This is a genomic window from Streptacidiphilus sp. MAP12-16 (assembly GCF_041262165.1).
Classification (GTDB): Bacteria; Actinomycetota; Actinomycetes; order Streptomycetales; family Streptomycetaceae; genus Streptacidiphilus.
In genome coordinates, this window is sequence record NZ_JBGCBY010000027.1 from 44,392 (window position 1) to 61,625 (window position 17,234).

Annotated in this window: 13 protein-coding genes and 2 pseudogenes; 8 read left to right on the forward strand and 7 right to left on the reverse strand. The window is 69.1% G+C overall.

Annotated features, from left to right (window positions below):
• Window positions 1–63: 63 nt before the first annotated feature.
• The 6 genes and pseudogenes from kdpA (ABIA33_RS29230) to ABIA33_RS29255 all read right to left on the reverse strand — a co-directional run bounded on the left by kdpA (ABIA33_RS29230) (window position 64) and on the right by ABIA33_RS29255 (window position 6,567).
• Window positions 64–1,712 (reverse strand): annotated as a pseudogene (gene kdpA / locus ABIA33_RS29230) (potassium-transporting ATPase subunit KdpA).
• A gap of 2 nt (window positions 1,713–1,714) precedes the next feature.
• Complete coding sequence (locus tag ABIA33_RS29235; protein ID WP_370085666.1) at window positions 1,715–2,611, reverse strand: potassium-transporting ATPase subunit C; 897 nt, start codon at window positions 2,609–2,611, stop codon at window positions 1,715–1,717.
• A 2-nt stretch (window positions 2,612–2,613) separates the two neighbouring features.
• Window positions 2,614–4,809 carry a potassium-transporting ATPase subunit KdpB gene (gene kdpB / locus ABIA33_RS29240; RefSeq protein ID WP_370085667.1) on the reverse strand — a complete coding sequence of 732 codons (2,196 nt, stop codon included), beginning with the start codon at window positions 4,807–4,809 and terminating at the stop codon, window positions 2,614–2,616.
• The gene (locus ABIA33_RS29245) at window positions 4,809–4,898 is read right to left on the reverse strand and encodes a K(+)-transporting ATPase subunit F (protein WP_370085668.1); all 90 of its coding nucleotides are present in this window, start codon (window positions 4,896–4,898) and stop codon (window positions 4,809–4,811) included. The genes kdpB (ABIA33_RS29240) and ABIA33_RS29245 overlap by 1 nt, the downstream gene beginning before the upstream one ends.
• A gap of 188 nt (window positions 4,899–5,086) precedes the next feature.
• On the reverse strand, window positions 5,087–5,845 hold the full coding sequence (locus ABIA33_RS29250) for a DUF4118 domain-containing protein (RefSeq protein WP_370085669.1): 759 nt from the start codon (window positions 5,843–5,845) through the stop codon (window positions 5,087–5,089).
• Window positions 5,846–5,865: 20 nt separating this feature from the next.
• On the reverse strand, window positions 5,866–6,567 hold the full coding sequence (locus tag ABIA33_RS29255; RefSeq protein ID WP_370085670.1) for a hypothetical protein: 702 nt from the start codon (window positions 6,565–6,567) through the stop codon (window positions 5,866–5,868).
• A 392-nt stretch (window positions 6,568–6,959) separates the two neighbouring features.
• Here ABIA33_RS29255 and ABIA33_RS29260 point away from each other — a divergent pair, with 392 nt between their 5' ends.
• The 8 genes from ABIA33_RS29260 (at window position 6,960) to ABIA33_RS29295 (ending at window position 16,682) form a co-directional block, all read left to right on the forward strand.
• A complete protein-coding gene (locus ABIA33_RS29260) occupies window positions 6,960–7,103 on the forward strand; it encodes a hypothetical protein (RefSeq protein WP_370085671.1) in 144 nt (47 codons plus the stop codon).
• 58 nt (window positions 7,104–7,161) lie between these two features.
• Entirely contained in the window at window positions 7,162–7,251 is a 90-nt protein-coding gene (kdpF, locus tag ABIA33_RS29265) for a K(+)-transporting ATPase subunit F (protein WP_370085672.1), read from the forward strand.
• Between the two features lies 1 nt (window position 7,252).
• Window positions 7,253–8,917, forward strand: coding sequence for a potassium-transporting ATPase subunit KdpA (kdpA, locus tag ABIA33_RS29270; RefSeq protein ID WP_370085673.1), 1,665 nt, complete (start codon window positions 7,253–7,255; stop codon window positions 8,915–8,917).
• Window positions 8,917–11,055, forward strand: a complete 2,139-nt coding sequence (gene kdpB / locus ABIA33_RS29275) for a potassium-transporting ATPase subunit KdpB (RefSeq protein WP_370085674.1) — start codon at window positions 8,917–8,919, stop codon at window positions 11,053–11,055. Before kdpA (ABIA33_RS29270) ends, kdpB (ABIA33_RS29275) begins: the two co-directional genes overlap by 1 nt.
• 20 nt (window positions 11,056–11,075) lie before the next feature.
• Window positions 11,076–11,702, forward strand: a complete 627-nt coding sequence (gene kdpC / locus ABIA33_RS29280; protein ID WP_370085675.1) for a potassium-transporting ATPase subunit KdpC — start codon at window positions 11,076–11,078, stop codon at window positions 11,700–11,702.
• A gap of 124 nt (window positions 11,703–11,826) precedes the next feature.
• A complete protein-coding gene (locus ABIA33_RS29285) occupies window positions 11,827–14,457 on the forward strand; it encodes an ATP-binding protein (RefSeq protein WP_370085676.1) in 2,631 nt (876 codons plus the stop codon).
• Entirely contained in the window at window positions 14,454–15,155 is a 702-nt protein-coding gene (locus tag ABIA33_RS29290) for a response regulator (protein ID WP_370085677.1), read from the forward strand. Before ABIA33_RS29285 ends, ABIA33_RS29290 begins: the two co-directional genes overlap by 4 nt.
• Window positions 15,156–15,290: 135 nt before the next feature.
• Window positions 15,291–16,682 (forward strand): DUF2254 domain-containing protein, encoded by a 1,392-nt coding sequence (locus ABIA33_RS29295; protein ID WP_370085678.1) that lies wholly within the window; start codon window positions 15,291–15,293, stop codon window positions 16,680–16,682.
• Between the two features lie 97 nt (window positions 16,683–16,779).
• Here ABIA33_RS29295 and ABIA33_RS29300 read toward each other — a convergent pair.
• A pseudogene (locus ABIA33_RS29300) lies at window positions 16,780–17,227 on the reverse strand (VOC family protein).
• Window positions 17,228–17,234 lie beyond the last annotated feature (7 nt).

A 17,234-nucleotide genomic window follows, 5' to 3' on the forward strand; every position in this document is an offset into this window, starting at 1 on the left:
GCTTGGTTCCGGCGCCGAGTCCTCAACTGCTCGGACCCGGCGCCGGAACAGCATGTGGTGCCGTCAGTGCAGACCGTCGGCCAGCGGGCCGAGGGAGAGAGCGGGCAGGAAGTTGAGCAGGGCCAGAACCAGCGCGGCGCCGCTGGCCAGGGCGACGAAGTTCACGCCGTAGGGGCGCAGCGTGCCCACCGTGACCGCGCCCGGCCGTTGCCTGGCGAGTTGTCCGGCCAGGGCCAGGACGAAGGCCATTGGCAGGTAGCGGCCGATGAACATCGCGGCGGCCATGGTGAGGTTGTAGAACGGGTGTTGCCGCTCAGGCCGCCCATGGAACTGCCGTTGCTCTGCACGTTGCTGGTGAAGGCGTAGATGATCTCGGTGAGGCCGTGTGCGCCCGGGTTGCCCATCGCGGAGCGGCCCTGCGGCAGTGCGATCGCCAGCGCGCTGAACACCAGGATCAGCGTCGGGGCCACCAGCGCGTAGCAGACCACGTAGCGCATCTCGGTGAAGCCGATGCGCTTGCGGAGGTACTCCGGGGTGCGGCCGACCATGAGCCCGCCGACGAAGACCGCCAGCAGCACAGCGATCAGCAGCCCGTAGAGCCCACTGCCGGTGCCGCCGGGGCTGACCTCGCCGAGCATCATCGCGGCCAGCAGTACCCCGCCGCCCATGCTGGAGAAGCTGTCGTACGAGGCCGCGCCCGCGCCGTCGGCGGAGCCGGTGGCGGAGACGCCGAACAGGGTGCTGCCGTTGATGCCGATGCGGGTGTCGGTGCCTTCGTACTGGCCGCCGACGGCGGCGGTGACGGTGCCGGTGTGGGCGCTCTGCGCGATCGTGCCCGCCGCGAGCAGCAGGCCGAAGAGGATGCCGACGACGGTGAGCAGGGTCCAGCTCTGCTTGAGGCTGCCGACCATGCGGCCGAAGGTGCGGATGAAGGCTGTGGGCACCAGCAGCATCAGCAGGATCTCCAGGGCGGTGCTCCACGTCGAGGGGTTCTCGAACGGATGCGCGCTGCTGGCGTTGAAGAAGCCGCCGCCGTCGCCGGAGAGCAGTTTGATGGGCTCCCAGGAGCCGACCGGGCCGCCGATGAGGGTCTGCTTGGTACCGGTCACGGTGGTGAGGGTCTGCGCGCCGTGCAGGCTCTGCTCGACGCCCAGGCCGATGAGCACGATGCCGGAGACGACGGCCAGCGGCAGCAGTACCCGCAGAATGCAGCGGAACAGGTCGACCCAGAAGTTGCCCAGGTCGCCGGTGCTGCGCCGGACCAGGCCGCGGATCAGGGCGAGGCCGACGCACATGCCGACCGCCGCCGAGGCGAAGGCCTGCACGCCGAGTCCTGCCATCACCGCGAGGTGGCCGGTGGTGGTCTCGCCGGCGTAGTTCTGCCAGCTTGTGTTGGTGGTGAAACTGACGGCGGTGTTCAGGGCCAGCTGCCAGGGCATGCCGCCGTGGCCGAGCGACCAGGGCAACCACTGCTGGCAGGTGAACAGGCCGAACAGGGCGAGGATGCTCATCAGGCTGAAGGCGATGAGCGCGGTGAAGTAGTGCTTCCAGTCCTGCTCGCGGTCGGCGTCGATGCCGCAGAGGCGGTAGAGCAGGCGTTCGGCTCTCCAGTGGGAGCCGCCGTCCAGGGTCCTCGCCATGTAGTCGCCGAGCGGTACGTGCACGACGACCAGGACGGTGAGGACGAGCAGGGCTTGCAGCCATCCGGACATGGTCACGCCTCCTTGGCGGGGTAGGGGTGGCTGCGGTCCAGCGCGAGATTGAGTTCCAGGACGTTGACGCCGGGTTCGCCGAGCACGCCAAGGGCGCGGCCGGTGGTGTACTGGCTGACCAGTTTCAGTACGTCGGCGACGCGCATGCCGCGTGCGTTGGCGACGCGGGCTGCCTGGAGCCGGGCGTAGGCGGGGCCGATCTGTGGGTCGAGGCCGCTGGCGCTGGCGGTGACCGCGTCCGGGGGGACGACCGGGTTGGCCGGGGCGTTGCCGCGGACCGGGACGGTCAGCGCGGCGCTGTAGTCCTCGGTCGGCTTGGCGCACTGGACGGCCACGCCCTGATAGCTGGTCAGGAACGGTTTGGTGGGACAGGCCTGGTTGAGGCTGACCACCCGGGTGACGGCCCCGGTGAGCCCGCCGGAGCGGTAGACGCCGAGTACGGCGCCGACCCCGTCCGGGGTGCAGTAGGGGCGTGACCCGTCGACGTGCTCCAGTTGGCCCACGGCGAGGCTGCGGGCGCAGACCTGGGTGAGCAGGCTGGGCTTGCCCGAGTTCGGTTGCCCGGCGGTCGGGAGCTGGTCGACCACGCTCTCGGGGCCGAGGTTGCTCGCCCCGCTGGCGGTGGGGTCGTACCCGTTGCCGGCGGCCGAGGGGCGCGGCTGGAAGTACTGGATCAGCGGATTGCCCTTGGCGTCGGTGAAGTTCTGGCCGATGAGGCTGCTGCCGACGGCCCTGCCCTGCGCAGTGACCAGCGAGCCGTGCGCCTGGTGCCGGAAGTCGGGCAGTTGGGCGAACGCGGTCATGGCGAGCGGGTAGAGCAGGCCCACCACGACGGTGAGTACCAGGACGACGCGAACAGCGGCGAGGTGCTGGGCGGCCCAGTGCGGAGTGCGACGCATGATCAGATCCCCGGGATGAACTGGACGATGGCGAAGTCGATGAACTTGATCGCCAGGAACGGTGCGACGACGCCGCCGAGGCCGTAGACCCACAGGTTGCGTGTCAGCAGGGCGGATGCGCTGCTGGGCCGGTAGCGCACGCCGCGCAGGGCGAGCGGGATCAGTGCCACGATGACCACGGCGTTGAAGATCACGGCCGAGAGGATCGCGGACAGCGGCGAGTGCAGGTGCATCATGTTCAGCCGGCCCAGCGCTGGGTAGACCCCTGCGAACATCGCGGGGAGGATCGCGAAGTACTTGGCGATGTCGTTGGTGATCGAGAAGGCTGTCAGTGCGCCGCGGGTGATCAGCAGTTGTTTGCCGATCTCCACGATCTCGATGATTTTGGTGGGGTTGGAGTCCAGGTCCACCATGTTCCCGGCCTCCTTGGCGGCCGAGGTACCGGTGTTCATGGCCACACCGACGTCCGCCTGCGCCAGCGCGGGGGCGTCGTTGGTGCCGTCGCCGGTCATCGCGACCAGCTTGCCGCCCTCCTGCTCCTCCTTGATCAGTGCGAGCTTCTGCTCCGGAGTCGCCTCGGCGAGGAAGTCGTCGACTCCCGCCTCCTCGGCGATGGCGGCGGCTGTCGCCGGGTTGTCGCCCGTGATCATGACGGTCTTGATACCCATGGCACGCAGCTGGTCGAAGCGCTCGCGAAGGCCGGGCTTGACGACGTCCTTGAGGTGGATGACGCCCAGTACCCGGGCGCGTCCGTCCATCGCCTCGGCCACGGCCAACGGTGTGCCGCCCGAGGTGGAGACCGAGTCGACGACCGCGTCGAGACCGTTCGGGACGGTGCCGCCGTGCTCGCGCACCCAGGCGGCGACTGCCGCAGCCGCGCCCTTACGCAGGCTGCGGCCCATGGGGTGGATGAGGTCGACGCCCGACATTCGGGTGGTGGCGGAGAAGGGCACCCACTGCGCGCCCTGCTGGACCTCGGAGGTGAGTCCGTAGTGCTCGCGGGCGTACTCGACCACTGAGCGGCCCTCGGGTGTCTCGTCGGCGAGGCTGGACAGCAGAGCTGCGGAGGCGAGCGCCTCCTCGACTGTGCCGCCGACCGGAAGGAATCCGGCGGCCTGCCGGTTGCCGAAGGTGATGGTGCCGGTCTTGTCGAGCAGCAGGGTGTGCACGTCGCCGGCCGCCTCGACCGCGCGTCCCGACATCGCCAGGACGTTGCGTTGCACCATCCGGTCCATGCCGGCGATTCCGATCGCCGAGAGCAACGCCCCGATGGTGGTGGGGATCAGACACACCAGCAGGGAGACGAGGACGATCCCGGTGACGCCGTTGCCGCTGATCGCGGGGGTGTCCGGGGCGGCGGCCATCACCTGCTTGGAGAAGATCGCCATCGGTTGGAGGGTGACCGTCGCCATCAGGAAGATGAAGGTCAGCGCGACCAGCAGCAGGTTGAGTGCCAGCTCGTTGGGGGTCTTCTGCCGCTTCGCGCCCTCGACCAGGGAAATCATGCGGTCCAGGAAGCTCATCCCGGGCTGCTGGGTGATCCGTACGATGATCCGGTCGGACAGGACCCGGGTGCCGCCGGTCACCGCGCATCGGTCGCCGCCGGACTCGCGGATCACCGGTGCCGACTCCCCGGTAATCGCCGACTCGTCGACGCTGGCAACACCCTGGACGACGTCGCCGTCCCCGGGGATCACCCCGCCGGCCTCCACCACCACGAAGTCTCCGCGTTGCAGTTCGGCGGCGGACACCTCCTCCTCGCTCTGCGGAAGGTCCGTGCGGCTCTCCGACCAGCCGGCCAGCCTGCGGGCGTTGGTCTGCTGTCGGGTCCGGCGCAGCGAGTCGGCCTGGGCCCTTCCCCGGCTCTCGGCTACCGCCTCGGCGAGATTGGCGAACACAACGGTCAACCAGAGCCAGGCGGTGATCAGCCAGCCGAAGAGGGTGGGCGTGGCGATCGTGAGGCCGGTGGTCAGTGCCGCGCCGACTTCGGTGACGAACATGACCGGATTGCGCACCAGCGACACCGGGTTGAGCTTGCGCAGCGCCTCGGGCAGCGCCCGCCACAACTGTCCCGGCCTCAGCGCGCCCGCGCCGACCCGGTAGGCGCGGCCCTTTGCAGGGGAGTTGGTATCAGGGGGTTGGGTGCGCTTGGGTCCCGACCCGCCGGAGGACGCCCGAACCGGCGCCTGCGCGGTCATCAGAACTTCTCCGGAAAGCGGATGGCCAGCACCAGGTAACCGACCAGGCCGCCCGCGACGGGCAGCCCGACCAGATTGTCCACACTCATAGGAGCCCTCTCAGATGTCCGGGCGGCGTCCTACCGCCGCCCGGGACATATGAAAGCGCTGGTCCCCGACCTGAACAGCCCCTCCTGACGCGCTCCCAACACGTAGGCGCCCAATCTTGCCGCCGTATTGACGCGGCATGGGCCGCGTCGTGTCCAGAGTCCGAGGAGAAACCGTGCGGGTGGCTCGCTCAGCCGGGCGCGGGCTGCTCCAGCGCGGCGTCGGCCGCCAGCATCGCGCCGACCAGGTCGGCCAGGACCACGGCGGCCTTTCGTGCCGCAAGGGACGGCGCTGTGCCGGGGGTCGGCAGCAGCATGAAGCGGCCGAACGTCTCCCCCCGGCAGCGGGTGGGCAGTTCGATTTCGTCGGCGGCCAGCCCCAGGTTCTCCACGTCCCAACGTGCCGCGCCCCAGAGCACGCTGCCGTCCGGCCGCAGCAGGGGTGGGAACCCCTCCCGGTGGCCGCTGTGGAAGCGGCAGCCGCGCAGCGCCAGCAGTTCAGTGAGCTGGACGGCGACCTGGTCGATCACCGCACTCTCGCCGGCCCCGGAGGCGACCAGTTCCGCGGTCGTGCGCACCCCGGCCGCGTGCTCGTTCCCGCTGTGTACGATCCGGCGCAACTTCCTTCCGCGCACCGCGAGTTCGGTCACCGCGAGGCCGACGACCAGTAGCAGGACGGTGGTTCGGATGTCGGCACTGCTGGTGATCGTGAAGTGTTCGTAGGGTCGGGTCAGGAAGAAGTCGAACCAGACGCCGGCCGACAGCGAGGCCAGTACCCCGGCCAGCCGGTCCCCGTTCGCCGCCACCGCGACCACCACCACGACCAGGATCAGTGCCGCGTCCGCGCCCGGCAGGGTGCTGCGGAAGGGGATGAGCAGCGCAGCTGCGGCGGGTGGCGCCAGCAGTGCTCCGGCCAGGGCCAGCCGGTCCCGGTTCCATCGTGCAGCCATCACCTATCACCTGTCCTTGTTCAGGCGCCGAGCCCGGACGTGCTCGACCGTGGGGCGTCGAAAACGTCCGGATCCAGGTCCAGCACCGGCGAGAGGGCGTGCACCGCGGCCAGGCAGCAACTGACCAGCGCGGCACTCGACGTGAAGCCGTCGCGCCGGGTCACCACGAGCAGGTCGCCCTCGACCCGCCAGTCGAAGGGCTCGGCGGCGGTCAGCAGTACCCGTGCGAAGACCGGGCCGATCAGGCGGTCGGCCAGCGCGTCATCCGGAGTCGAGGTCCGGTAGGCGGCGTCGAACTCCTCCATCTCCGTCGGCCGCTGCGGGTAGGCGGGGACGTAGTACACCGCGGTCGAGGCGAACACCTGATCGTGGTGTACCTCCAGCGGCGGCAGCTGCCGGGGCAGGTGCACGACTGCGACGCCGTACCAGTGGGCGGTGCCGTTCTCCCGGCAGGTGTAGCCGAAGACCTCGGCGGTCAGCCCGGCGAAGGCTCCGCGTACCGCGTCGAGTACCTGTACCCGCCGTCCGTAGTGGAAGGGTGGAGCAGACCAGGGGACCAGCTCCGGCCCCGCCTGCGGGTCGGCGGTGAAGCCGTAGGTCTCCAGCAGACCCGAAGCGGTCTCCTTGCAGCGGCGGCGGGCCTTCCACGGACCGGCCCGTGGGACCAGGACGAAGGCGCCGACCAGGCAGATGTACAGCAGAACTGGGATGACCACGCTCATGGCGCACTCCCTCGTGCCGACCGGTGCGACGGTGCACGGTCCGGCCAAAAAAGCGTAGGCCCCACTCCAACCCGGTTCAATAGCCGTCGACAGGCCCATGACCTGCCTTAACGCGATATTGGCGAGGAGACGCACCGGGCACGTCCGGCAGCTCAGTAACCCACCCGGCGCACTCGCCGAAGCCGCGCCGTCTGCCCGGTCCGACGATTGGCCCCGCCGCTGGTGGCGCAGCTGGGCGGCAGCGGCGCGTAGTTGGCATACGAAGACCGTGTCCGGCCCGTGACCTCTCGTAAAGACCGTGTCAAGGTTCCCGCACCGGCCGCCAGAGGGGCGTTAACAGACATCGTCCGAAGGGCTGACGTGCGGTTCTCTAGGCGTTGCCGGTTCTCCCGGTGCCGTTCGGGAGTCCCCCCGGGCGGATCGGAACCACTCGACCCCTGGGGTGCAACCTCATGCTCGACGTGCTCTTCGTCGGGGTGACGATCCTTGTGTTCGCCGTCCTCGCCCTGATCGTCAAGGGGGTGGAGAAGCTGTGACTGCCTCCCAGCTCTCCACCCTGACGCCCGCCCTCCCGTCGAACCCGGGGGTGTCGCGATGAGCGTTGACAACATCGTGGGCCTGATCGTCTCGATCGCCCTCGTTGCCTACCTGATCGTGGCTCTGATCCTCCCGGAGAAGTTCTGACATGAACGCTACTCTTGCGGGCTTCCTGCAGGCCCTGGCTCTGGTCGGCGCGCTCGCGCTGTCCTACCGACCACTGGGTGACTTCATCGCCCACACGCTCACCTCCAGAAAACACCTCCGGGTCGAGCGCGGCATCTACAAGCTGATCGGAGTCGACGGCGACGCCGAGCAGACCTGGTCCTCGTACCTGCGCAGTGTTCTGGCCTTCTCCTTCATCTCGGTCCTCTTCCTCTACGGATTCCAGCGGCTGCAGGAGCACCTGTGGCTCTCGCTGGGCTTCCCCGCCGTCACCCCGGCGATGGCGTGGAACACCGCGGCGTCGTTCGTGACGAACACCAACTGGCAGTCGTACTCCGGTGAGTCGACGATGGGCCACCTCGTGCAGATGGCCGGCCTGGCGGTGCAGAACTTCGCCTCGGCCGCGGTGGGCATCGCCGTGGTGGCTGCCCTGATCCGGGGTTTCACTCGCAACAAGACCGACCGGCTGGGCAACTTCTGGGTCGACCTGACCCGCATCGTGCTGCGCGTGCTGCTGCCGATCTCGATCGTCTTCGCGCTGGTCTTCGTGGCCGGCGGCATGGTGGAAAACCTGCACGTCGCGCACCTGTACACCACGCTCAGCGGCGGCTCGCAGAGCATCCCGGGCGGTCCGGTGGCCTCTCAGGAGGCGATCAAGGAACTCGGTACAAACGGCGGTGGCTTCTACAACGCCAACTCCGCGCACCCCTTCGAGAACCCGAACCCGTTCACCAACCTGATGGAGATCTACCTCCTGCTGGTGATCTCGTTCGCGCTGTGCCGCACCTTCGGGAAGATGGTCGGCAGCAACAAGCAGGGCTACACCATCCTCTCGGTGATGGGCCTGTACTGGGTGGCGTCGGCCTCGCTGATCACGTTCTTCGAGCACCAGAACTCCGGCATCGCCTCCCACATCGCCGGTGCGGCGATGGAGGGCAAGGAAGTCCGCTTCGGAATCCCAGGCTCCTCGCTGTTCGCCGCGTCGACCACGTTGACGTCCACGGGCGCGGTCAACTCGATGCACGACTCGTTCACGCCACTGGGTGGCGGTACCGCGATCCTCAACATGATGTTCGGTGAGATCGCGCCGGGCGGCACCGGCTCGGGCCTCTACGGGATCCTGATCCTGGCCATCGTCACGGTCTTCGTGGCCGGTCTGATGGTCGGCCGCACCCCCGAGTACCTGGGCAAGAAGCTGGGCGCGCGGGAGATGAAGTTCGCCTCCCTCTACATCCTGACCACCCCGGCGATCGTGCTCTGCGGTACCGGGTTGGCGATGTCGCTGAAGGCGGGTCACGGCGGCGGGATGGCCAACACCGGGCCGCACGGATTCTCCGAGGTTCTCTACACCTTCACCTCGGCGGCGAACAACAACGGCTCCGCGTTCGCCGGCATCACGGTGACCAGCCCGCACTGGCAGACCGCGATCGGCCTGGCCATGCTGTTCGGCCGGTTCCTACCGATGGTGTTCGTGCTGGCCCTGGCCGGCTCCCTGGCTCGGCAGACTCCGATCCCGGAATCCACCGGAACGCTCAAAACCACCAGCCCGCTGTTCGTGGGCATGCTCTCCGGCGTGATCCTCATCGTCGTCGGGCTCACCTACTTCCCGGCCCTGGCACTCGGGCCGCTCGCGGAGGGTCTCCACTGATGTCCACCCCCATCCTCAAGACTCCGGCGGCCCCGCCGGAGACCCCGCAGCAGGCGGGTGAGATCGAGCACCGGCTCTCCGCGGGCCTGCTCGACCCCAAGCAGCTGCTCACCTCCTTCCCCGACGCGGTCAAGAAGCTCGACCCGCGGGTCATGATCAAGAGCCCGGTCATGTTCGTGGTCGAGATCGGCTCCGTGCTGACGACGATCTCGGCGATCGAGAAGCCCAGCGTGTTCGCCTGGGTGATCACTGTGTGGCTGTGGCTGACCGTGGTGTTCGCCAACCTGGCCGAGGCCGTCGCCGAGGGCCGCGGCAAGGCGCAGGCCGACACCTTGCGCCGCACCAAGACCGACACCGTCGCCAGGCGCGTCGTCGGCTCCTGGACCTACGGCAGCACGAACCCGGCCGAGGAGGAGATCCCGGCAGCGGAGCTGAAGCTCGGCGACTTCGTGATCGTGGAGGCCGGCCAGGTGATCCCCGGTGACGGGGATGTGGTCGAGGGTGTCGCGAGCGTGGACGAGTCGGCGATCACCGGCGAGTCCGCGCCGGTGATCCGCGAGTCCGGCGGTGACCGCTCGGCGGTGACCGGCGGCACCAAGGTGCTGTCGGACCGCATCGTCGTGAAGATCACCTCGGAGCCCGGCAAGACCTTCATCGACCGCATGATCGCCCTGGTCGAGGGCGCAGCGCGGCAGAAGACGCCCAACGAGATCGCGCTGAACATCCTGCTGGCCTCGCTGACCATCGTCTTCCTGCTCGCGGTCGTCACCCTGCAGCCGATGGCCAAGTACGCCGGAGCCGAGCAGACCATCATCGTGCTGGTCTCGCTGCTGGTGGCGCTGATCCCGACCACGATCGGTGCGCTGCTGTCCGCGATCGGCATCGCGGGCATGGACCGGCTGGTGCAGCGCAACGTGCTGGCCATGTCGGGGCGCGCGGTCGAGGCGGCCGGCGACGTGTCCACGCTGCTGCTGGACAAGACCGGCACGATCACCTTCGGCAACCGCCAGGCCGCCGAGTTCCTGCCCGTCGGCGACGTGGACCCCGATGCACTGGCTGACGCCGCCCAGCTCTCCTCGCTGGCGGACGAGACGCCCGAGGGGCGTTCCATCGTCGTGCTGGCGAAGGAGAAGTACGGGCTGCGGGCCCGGCACCAGGGCGAGTTGTCGCACGCGACGTGGATCGAGTTCACCGCCCAGACCCGCATGTCGGGTGTCGACCTCGACGAGGCCGCAGGCGTGCACGCTGTCCGCAAGGGCGCGGCGGGTTCGGTGGCCGCGTGGGTGCGTGACAACGGCGGTGAGACCGGCACCGAGCTGGACCTGGCCGTGGAGCGCATCTCCAACCTCGGCGGCACCCCGCTGGTGGTCGCCGAGCAGCGCGGATCGGCCTCGGCCCAGGTGCTGGGTGTGATCTACCTCAAGGACGTCGTCAAGCCCGGCATCAAGCAGCGCTTCGAGGACCTGCGGGCGATGGGCATCAAGACCGTCATGATCACGGGTGACAACCCGTTGACGGCGGCGGCCATCGCCGAGGAGGCGGGGGTCGACGACTTCCTGGCCGAGGCGACGCCCGAGGACAAGATGGCCCTGATCCGCAAGGAGCAGGAGGGCGGGAAGCTGGTCGCGATGACCGGCGACGGCACCAACGACGCCCCCGCGCTGGCGCAGGCGGACGTGGGCGTGGCCATGAACACAGGTACCTCGGCCGCCAAGGAGGCCGGGAACATGGTGGACCTGGACTCCAACCCCACCAAGCTGATCGAGATCGTCGAGATCGGCAAGCAACTGCTGATCACCCGCGGCGCACTGACGACCTTCTCCATCGCCAACGACGTCGCGAAGTACTTCGCGATCATCCCGGCGATGTTCGCGAGCGTCTACCCGGGCCTGAACCAGCTCAACATCATGGCGCTGCACAGCCCCAAGTCGGCGATCACCTCGGCGATCATCTTCAACGCCCTGATCATCATCGGCCTGATCCCGCTCGCGCTGCGGGGCGTGCGCTACAAGCCCTCATCGGCCCAGCAGTTGCTGCGGCGCAACCTGGGGATCTACGGCATCGGCGGCCTGATCCTGCCCTTCATCGGGATCAAGGCGATCGACCTGATCGTCCAGTTCATCCCCGGTCTGCACTGAAAGAAGTGGTGTGACTCATCATGGCTAAACCCCTTCCCACCTCGGTGCGGAACCACCTGACGGGCCTGCGGCTGCTGCTGCTGTTCACCGTCCTCACCGGGTTGGCGTACCCGCTGGCGATCACCGGCATCTCCCAGGTCGCCTTCTCCCAGCAGGCCAACGGCTCGCTGGTGAAGGCGAACGGAAAGGTCGTCGGCTCGTCCCTGATCGGACAGAACTTCACGGTCACCTCGGCCGACGGCAAGACCGTCAGCCCCGACCCGAAGCTGTTCCAGTCCCGTCCCTCGGCCGCCGGCGCCAACGGCTACGACCCGACCGCGTCGGCAGGCACCAACAAGGGCACCAACGACGCCGGCCTGGCCACGACCTACACCCAGCTCAAGAGCGACATCGCCAAGTTCGACGGTGTGTCGCAGAGCCAGGTCCCGCCGGACGCGCTCACCTCCTCGGGCTCCGGGCTGGACCCGGACATCAGCCCGGCCTACGCCGCCATCCAGGTCAACCGCGTCGCCAAGGCACGCGGCCTGACCGTGGACCAGGTGCAGGCGCTGGTAAAGAAGTACACCCAGGACCGCACCCTCGGCTTCCTCGGGGAGCCCCGGGTCGATGTCCTGCAGCTCAACATCGCGCTCACCCAGCTCGGCTGACGCGATGTAGAGAGCCCCGCCCAACAGCTCGACAGCTCGGCCGCACGGGGCAACCAGTCCCGTGCGGCCGAGCCGCAACCGCTCCCACGGCCAATCGACCTGCCAGGCAGGAAAGGATCTTCCGTTGGTACGCCAGCACGAGCAGCCGCCCCCGTATCCGCGCGGCAACGGGGGAAGAGGCAGGCTGAAGGTCTTCCTCGGTGCGGCCCCCGGAGTGGGGAAGACCTACCGCATGCTGGACGAGGCCCGGCGCCGCGCCGACCGAGGCACCGACGTGGTGGTGGCCTTCGTGGAGTGCCACGGGCGCAGGAGCACCGAGGAGCGGCTCGAACGGCTCGAAGTCATGCCCCGCCTCACCCGCAGCTACCGCGGGACGGAGTTCACCGAGCTGGACACGGACGCGGTGGTGGCCCGGCGCCCCGAGGTGGCCCTGGTGGACGAGTTGGCCCACACCAACATCCCGGGCGGCAGGTATGCCAAGCGCTGGCAGGACGTGCTGGAGCTGCTGGACGCGGGTATCGACGTGATCACGACCGTCAATGTGCAGCACCTGGAGTCGCTCAACGACGTGGTCGAGAAGATCACCGGTGTGCCGCAGCGGGAGACCGTGCCGGACGAGGTCGTGCGGCGCGCCGACCAGATCGAGCTGGTCGACATGGCGCCGGAGGGTCTGCGCCGGCGGATGGCGCACGGCAACGTCTACGCGGCCGAGAAGGTCGACGCGGCGCTGTCGCACTACTTCCGGGTCGGCAATCTGACCGCGCTGCGCGAGCTCGCCCTGTTCTGGCTGGCCGGACGGGTCGACGAGGGCCTGCAGCGCTATCGCGCCGAGCACGGCATAGGGAGCGTCTGGGAGACCCGCGAGCGCGTGGTCGTCGCGCTCACCGGCGGAAACGAAGGAGAGACCCTGATCCGCCGTGCCGCCCGCATCGCCGACCGGGCGACGGGTGGTGAAGTCCTCGCCGTCCACGTCGCTCGCAGCGACGGCCTCGCCGACGCCTCACCGGCCGCGCTCGCGGCCCAGCGCCGCCTGGTGGAGAGCCTGGGCGGCAGCTACCACTCCGTCGTGGGCGACAATGTCCCGCGCGCCCTGCTCGACTTCGCCCGCGCCGAGAACGCCACCCAGCTGGTCCTGGGCACCAGCAGGCGCAGCGCACTACTGCGCTCGCTCACCGGGCGCGGCATCGGCGAGACCACGGTCGAACTCTCCGGCGACATCGACGTGCACATGGTCACCCACGAGCAGTCCGGACGCGGACGCCGCCTGCCCGTACCCGGCAGGCTGCACTCGCGCGGACGCCGCATCGCCGGACCGCTGGCCGGACTGGTCACGCCCTTCGTGCTGACCGCCCTGCTCAGCCAGACCCGGGGCACGGTGAATCTCACCAGCGACATCCTGCTCTTCCTGGTCGCCGTCGTCGGCGTGGCCCTGCTCGGCGGCGTAACCTCCGCGCTGGTGGCCTCGTTGATCGCCTCAGTGCTGCTCAACTACTACTTCATCCCGCCCATCCACCAGTTCACCATCTCCTCGCCGAACAACGTGCTCGCGCTGGTCGTCTTCGCCACCGTCGCGATGGTCGTGGCTGCCGTCGTGGACCGGGCCGCCCGACTGTCGCGACGCGCGGCCCGCGCCACCGCCGAAGCCGAAACCCTGTCCGCGCTCACGGGCAGCATCCTCGGCGGCCAGAGCGCGGTCGAGGCACTGCTGGCCCGGCTGCGTGAGACGTTCGGGATGGAATCGGTCACCCTGCTCCACCAGCAGCCAGTAGACAGCGCGTCGCTCGTGTACGCGATGGATAGAGAGGCGGTCGCACACGTGGGACCACGCGGCACTTCGGGTCCCGAGGATCCTCCGGGACAGGCGAGTCCAGAGGCGTCGGAAGGCCAGTCCGTCGAAGAGGTCCCGGTCGGCGAGGACGCCGTCCTGGTGCTGCGCGGACGCCCGCTGCCCGCCGCCGACCGCAAGGTTCTGGCCGCTTTCGCCGCCCATGTCGCGGTGGCCCTCGACCGCGCCCGCCTGGCCGAGGCCGCCGCCGAGGTGGAGCCCGTCAAGGCGGCCGACCGGATGCGCACCGCCCTGCTGGCCGCGGTCAGCCACGACCTGCGCACCCCCCTCGCCGTCGCCCTCGCCTCGGTCAGCTCACTGCGCAGCCAGGACGTCCAGTTCTCGCCCGAGGACCAGGCCGAACTGCTGCTCACCGCCGAGGAGTCGCTCGGCAAACTCACCCGGCTGGTCGACAACCTGCTGGACATGAGCCGGCTGCAGGCGGGCGCGCTCTCGCTGGAGCTGCAGCCCACCGCGCTGGAGGACGTCCTGTCCGCGGCCGTTGACTCGCTGACCGAAACCGTCCCGCTGGCGGTCCGCACCCAGGGCCTGGAACAGGCCCCGCCCGTACTCGCAGACCCGCCACTGCTCGAACGGGTCATCGCCAACCTGGTCGCCAACGCCTTGCGGCACAACGGCACTGATCCGGTGCTGGTCACCGCCAGCACCTTGGACTCCAGCGTGGAGATCCGTGTCATCGACCGCGGACCCGGCCTGCCGTCGGCCGACTGGGACCGGGTCTTCCTGCCCTTCCAGCGGCTCGGCGACACCGACAACGACACGGGGGTCGGCCTCGGCCTGGCCCTGTCCAGGGGACTGGCCGAGGCCATGGGAGGCACCCTCACCCCGGAGAACACCCCGGGCGGGGGACTCACCATGGTCCTCTCGCTCCCCGCCGAAACCACTCACCACGAAGAAGCACAGCCATGACCCGAGTCCTGATCGTGGACGACGAGCCGCAGATGCTCCGCGCCCTGCAGATCAACCTCGAAGCCCGCCACTACACCGTCGCCACCGCGCCCGACGGAGACGGAGCGCTGGACGAAGCCGCCCGCACCCCGCCGGACGCGATCATCCTCGACCTCGGCCTGCCGGGGCTGGACGGCCTCGATGTCATCCGCGCCCTGCGCGTATGGAGCACGGTTCCGGTCATCGTCCTGTCTGGTCGCTCCGGCGCGACCGACAAGATCTCCTCGCTGGACGCGGGCGCCGACGACTATGTCACCAAGCCCTTCTCGATGAACGAACTCCTGGCCCGGCTGCGCGCCGTGCTGCGCCGGCCGGTGCTCGATGAGCCGACCGGCGGCAGCGCCGTCATCGGCGACTACACCGTCGACCTGGACAGCTGCACGGTCCGGCTGACCCAGGACAGCGGGTTCGCGCAGGACGCCACGACGATCAGGCTCACACCCACGGAGTGGCGCATCCTGACCGTACTGATCCGGCACCCTGGGCGGCTGGTGACGGGCCGCCACCTCCTGATGGACGTGTGGGGTCCCGGGCACGAGCGCAAGACCAACTACCTGCGCGTCTACCTCGCCGGGCTGCGCCGGAAGCTGGAGCGCGACCCGGCCCACCCCCGCCACCTGATCACCGAGCCGGGCATGGGCTACCGCTTCGAACCCTGAGCGGTGTCCCGCCGGCGTCGGTTACGCTCGCGCAGCAGGCAAGGTGAGCCGGGAAGTCTGGTCGGCAGCGCGCGCAGCCCGCGGGGGCACGCGCGCTTGTTTTCGGTGTGTTCGACCTGCCCGCAGGAGGCTCCGATGCCCGGCATTCTTCTTCCACGCCTGCAAAGCGGCGGACACCACCTGGCCGACTGGCGACGCGAGGCGCTGCGGACCAACCTGTGGGTGGTGCCGGCCCTGGAGGCGCTGGTGGCGGTGGCGCTGTGTGCCGGCACCGTCTGGCTGGACCGGTTGGCGTACGACGGTCGACTGACCCTGCCGACGTGGGTGCTCAGCGGCAGCGCGGACGGGGCACGGCAAGTGCTCACCACCATCGCCGCCGCCGTGATCACCGTCGTCGGGCTGGTCTTCTCCATCACCATCGTGGCCCTCACCTTGGCCTCGACCCAGTTCGGGCCACGGATGCTGCGCAACTTCATCCGCGACCGCGGCACCCAACTGACCCTGGGCACCTTCGTGGCGACCTTCCTCTACACCGTCCTGGTCCTGGTCGCGGTCAGCCCGGGACCGCACGGCGACTTCGTCCCGCACCTGTCGATCACCGTGTCGCTGGCGCTGACCGTGGTCGACCTGGCGATGCTGATCTACTTCATCAACCACATCGCCAGGACCATCCAGCTTCCGCAGGTGATCGCCGCCGTCGCGGCCGATCTGGCGCATGCGATCGAGGCACAGGGCGGTGCCGATGCCTGCGCGGCGGACGGCCGCGAACGCGGGCTGTCCAGTGCCGAGTTGCTGTCGCGGATGGAGACGACCGGCGCGGTGGTGCGCACGCCGGCCAGCGGCTACCTGCAGTACCTGCGTCACGACCGGTTGATCGGCATCGCCCGCGAGGCCGATGCGGTGATCCACATTCCCTACCGGCCCGGCCACTTCCTGGTGCAGGGGCATCCGCTGGCTGTGGTGTGGCCCGCCGAGGCTGCGCCGCACGTGGCCGCGAACCTGGGCAGGGGTCAAGTCACCGGCCCGTACCGGACCCTGACCCAGGACGTCTCGTTCGGGATCGACCAGCTGGTGGAGATCGCGATCCGGGCCCTGTCCCCGGCGGTCAACGACACCTTCACGGCGCTCACCTGCATCGACTGGCTGAGCGACTGCCTGTGCCGGATCACCACCGGGTGGCATCCGCGGCGGATCCACCGCGACCGGGACGGCTACGTGCGGGTCGTCGCCTACCAGGCGGACTACGACCGGCTGGTGCAGCGTGCGTTCGAGAAGATCCGCCAGGCCGGGGTCGGGATGCCTGCCGTGATGATTCGTCAGCTCGAGGCCCTGGAGAAGGTCATGGAGCGAACCGCGAGCCTGGAGCGGCGGAAGATCCTGCTGGAGCAGGCGGAGTTGATCGTCAATTCCTGCGTGGCGTCGGTGCCGGAGAAGGCGGACCAGGAGGACGTTCAGCGCCGGTTCCGCGCTCTGCAGGCCATGCACGACGGTCTGCCGCACCCGAGGGGCGCGGCAGACCGTATGTGACCCGGATCGGCGGGCTTCCGGACAAGGTCCGCGCGGACAGGGCGTACGGCTCCCGCGCGAAGCGGGCCCACCTCATTCAACGCAGCGGCAAACCAACCTAGACAACACAGAATTCGTTGCCTTCGGGGTCCTGTAGCAGAACGGCGTAGTGCTCCACGCCCGGTTCATCCGTGATCCGCACGATAGTGGCACCGGCCTTGGCCAGGCGTTCCACCATGGTGGCAACTCGCTGCTTGCGCACGGTCAACGTGACGTCGCGCCCGCCACCCACCTTCAGATCGAGGTGTAGCCGGTTCTTGACGACCTTGGGTTCCGGAACCTGCTGGAACCACACTCGCGGCCCCTGCCCGGTCGGATCAACGATCGACTCTGGCCTGTCCCCGGCACCGACGGGCAGTTCCTCATCAGGCACCCCCGTGGTAGTCCCGCCACGTGACATGGCCTCCCGGTGGAGGTTCGGGGACGTATCCGAGAGCCTCACTCCAGAACGCCACCAGTCTTTGCGGGTCGGCGCAGTCGATGGTCAGTTGCAGCGTCATCTCCATGCGTGGG

Excerpts from the sequence above, each read along its gene's own strand:
- ABIA33_RS29250 (WP_370085669.1), bottom strand. The coding sequence starts at position 5,845 with ATGGCTGCACGATGGAACCGGGACCGGCTGGCCCTGGCCGGAGCACTG.
- kdpF (WP_370085672.1), top strand. The coding sequence starts at position 7,162 with ATGAGCGTTGACAACATCGTGGGCCTGATCGTCTCGATCGCCCTCGTT.
- ABIA33_RS29290 (WP_370085677.1), top strand. The coding sequence starts at position 14,454 with ATGACCCGAGTCCTGATCGTGGACGACGAGCCGCAGATGCTCCGCGCC.
- ABIA33_RS29245 (WP_370085668.1), bottom strand. The coding sequence starts at position 4,898 with ATGAGTGTGGACAATCTGGTCGGGCTGCCCGTCGCGGGCGGCCTGGTC.
- kdpC (WP_370085675.1), top strand. The coding sequence starts at position 11,076 with ATGGCTAAACCCCTTCCCACCTCGGTGCGGAACCACCTGACGGGCCTG.
- ABIA33_RS29295 (WP_370085678.1), top strand. The coding sequence starts at position 15,291 with ATGCCCGGCATTCTTCTTCCACGCCTGCAAAGCGGCGGACACCACCTG.
- ABIA33_RS29255 (WP_370085670.1), bottom strand. The coding sequence starts at position 6,567 with ATGAGCGTGGTCATCCCAGTTCTGCTGTACATCTGCCTGGTCGGCGCC.
- kdpB (WP_370085667.1), bottom strand. The coding sequence starts at position 4,809 with ATGACCGCGCAGGCGCCGGTTCGGGCGTCCTCCGGCGGGTCGGGACCC.
- ABIA33_RS29235 (WP_370085666.1), bottom strand. The coding sequence starts at position 2,611 with ATGCGTCGCACTCCGCACTGGGCCGCCCAGCACCTCGCCGCTGTTCGC.
- kdpA (WP_370085673.1), top strand. The coding sequence starts at position 7,253 with ATGAACGCTACTCTTGCGGGCTTCCTGCAGGCCCTGGCTCTGGTCGGC.
- kdpB (WP_370085674.1), top strand. The coding sequence starts at position 8,917 with ATGTCCACCCCCATCCTCAAGACTCCGGCGGCCCCGCCGGAGACCCCG.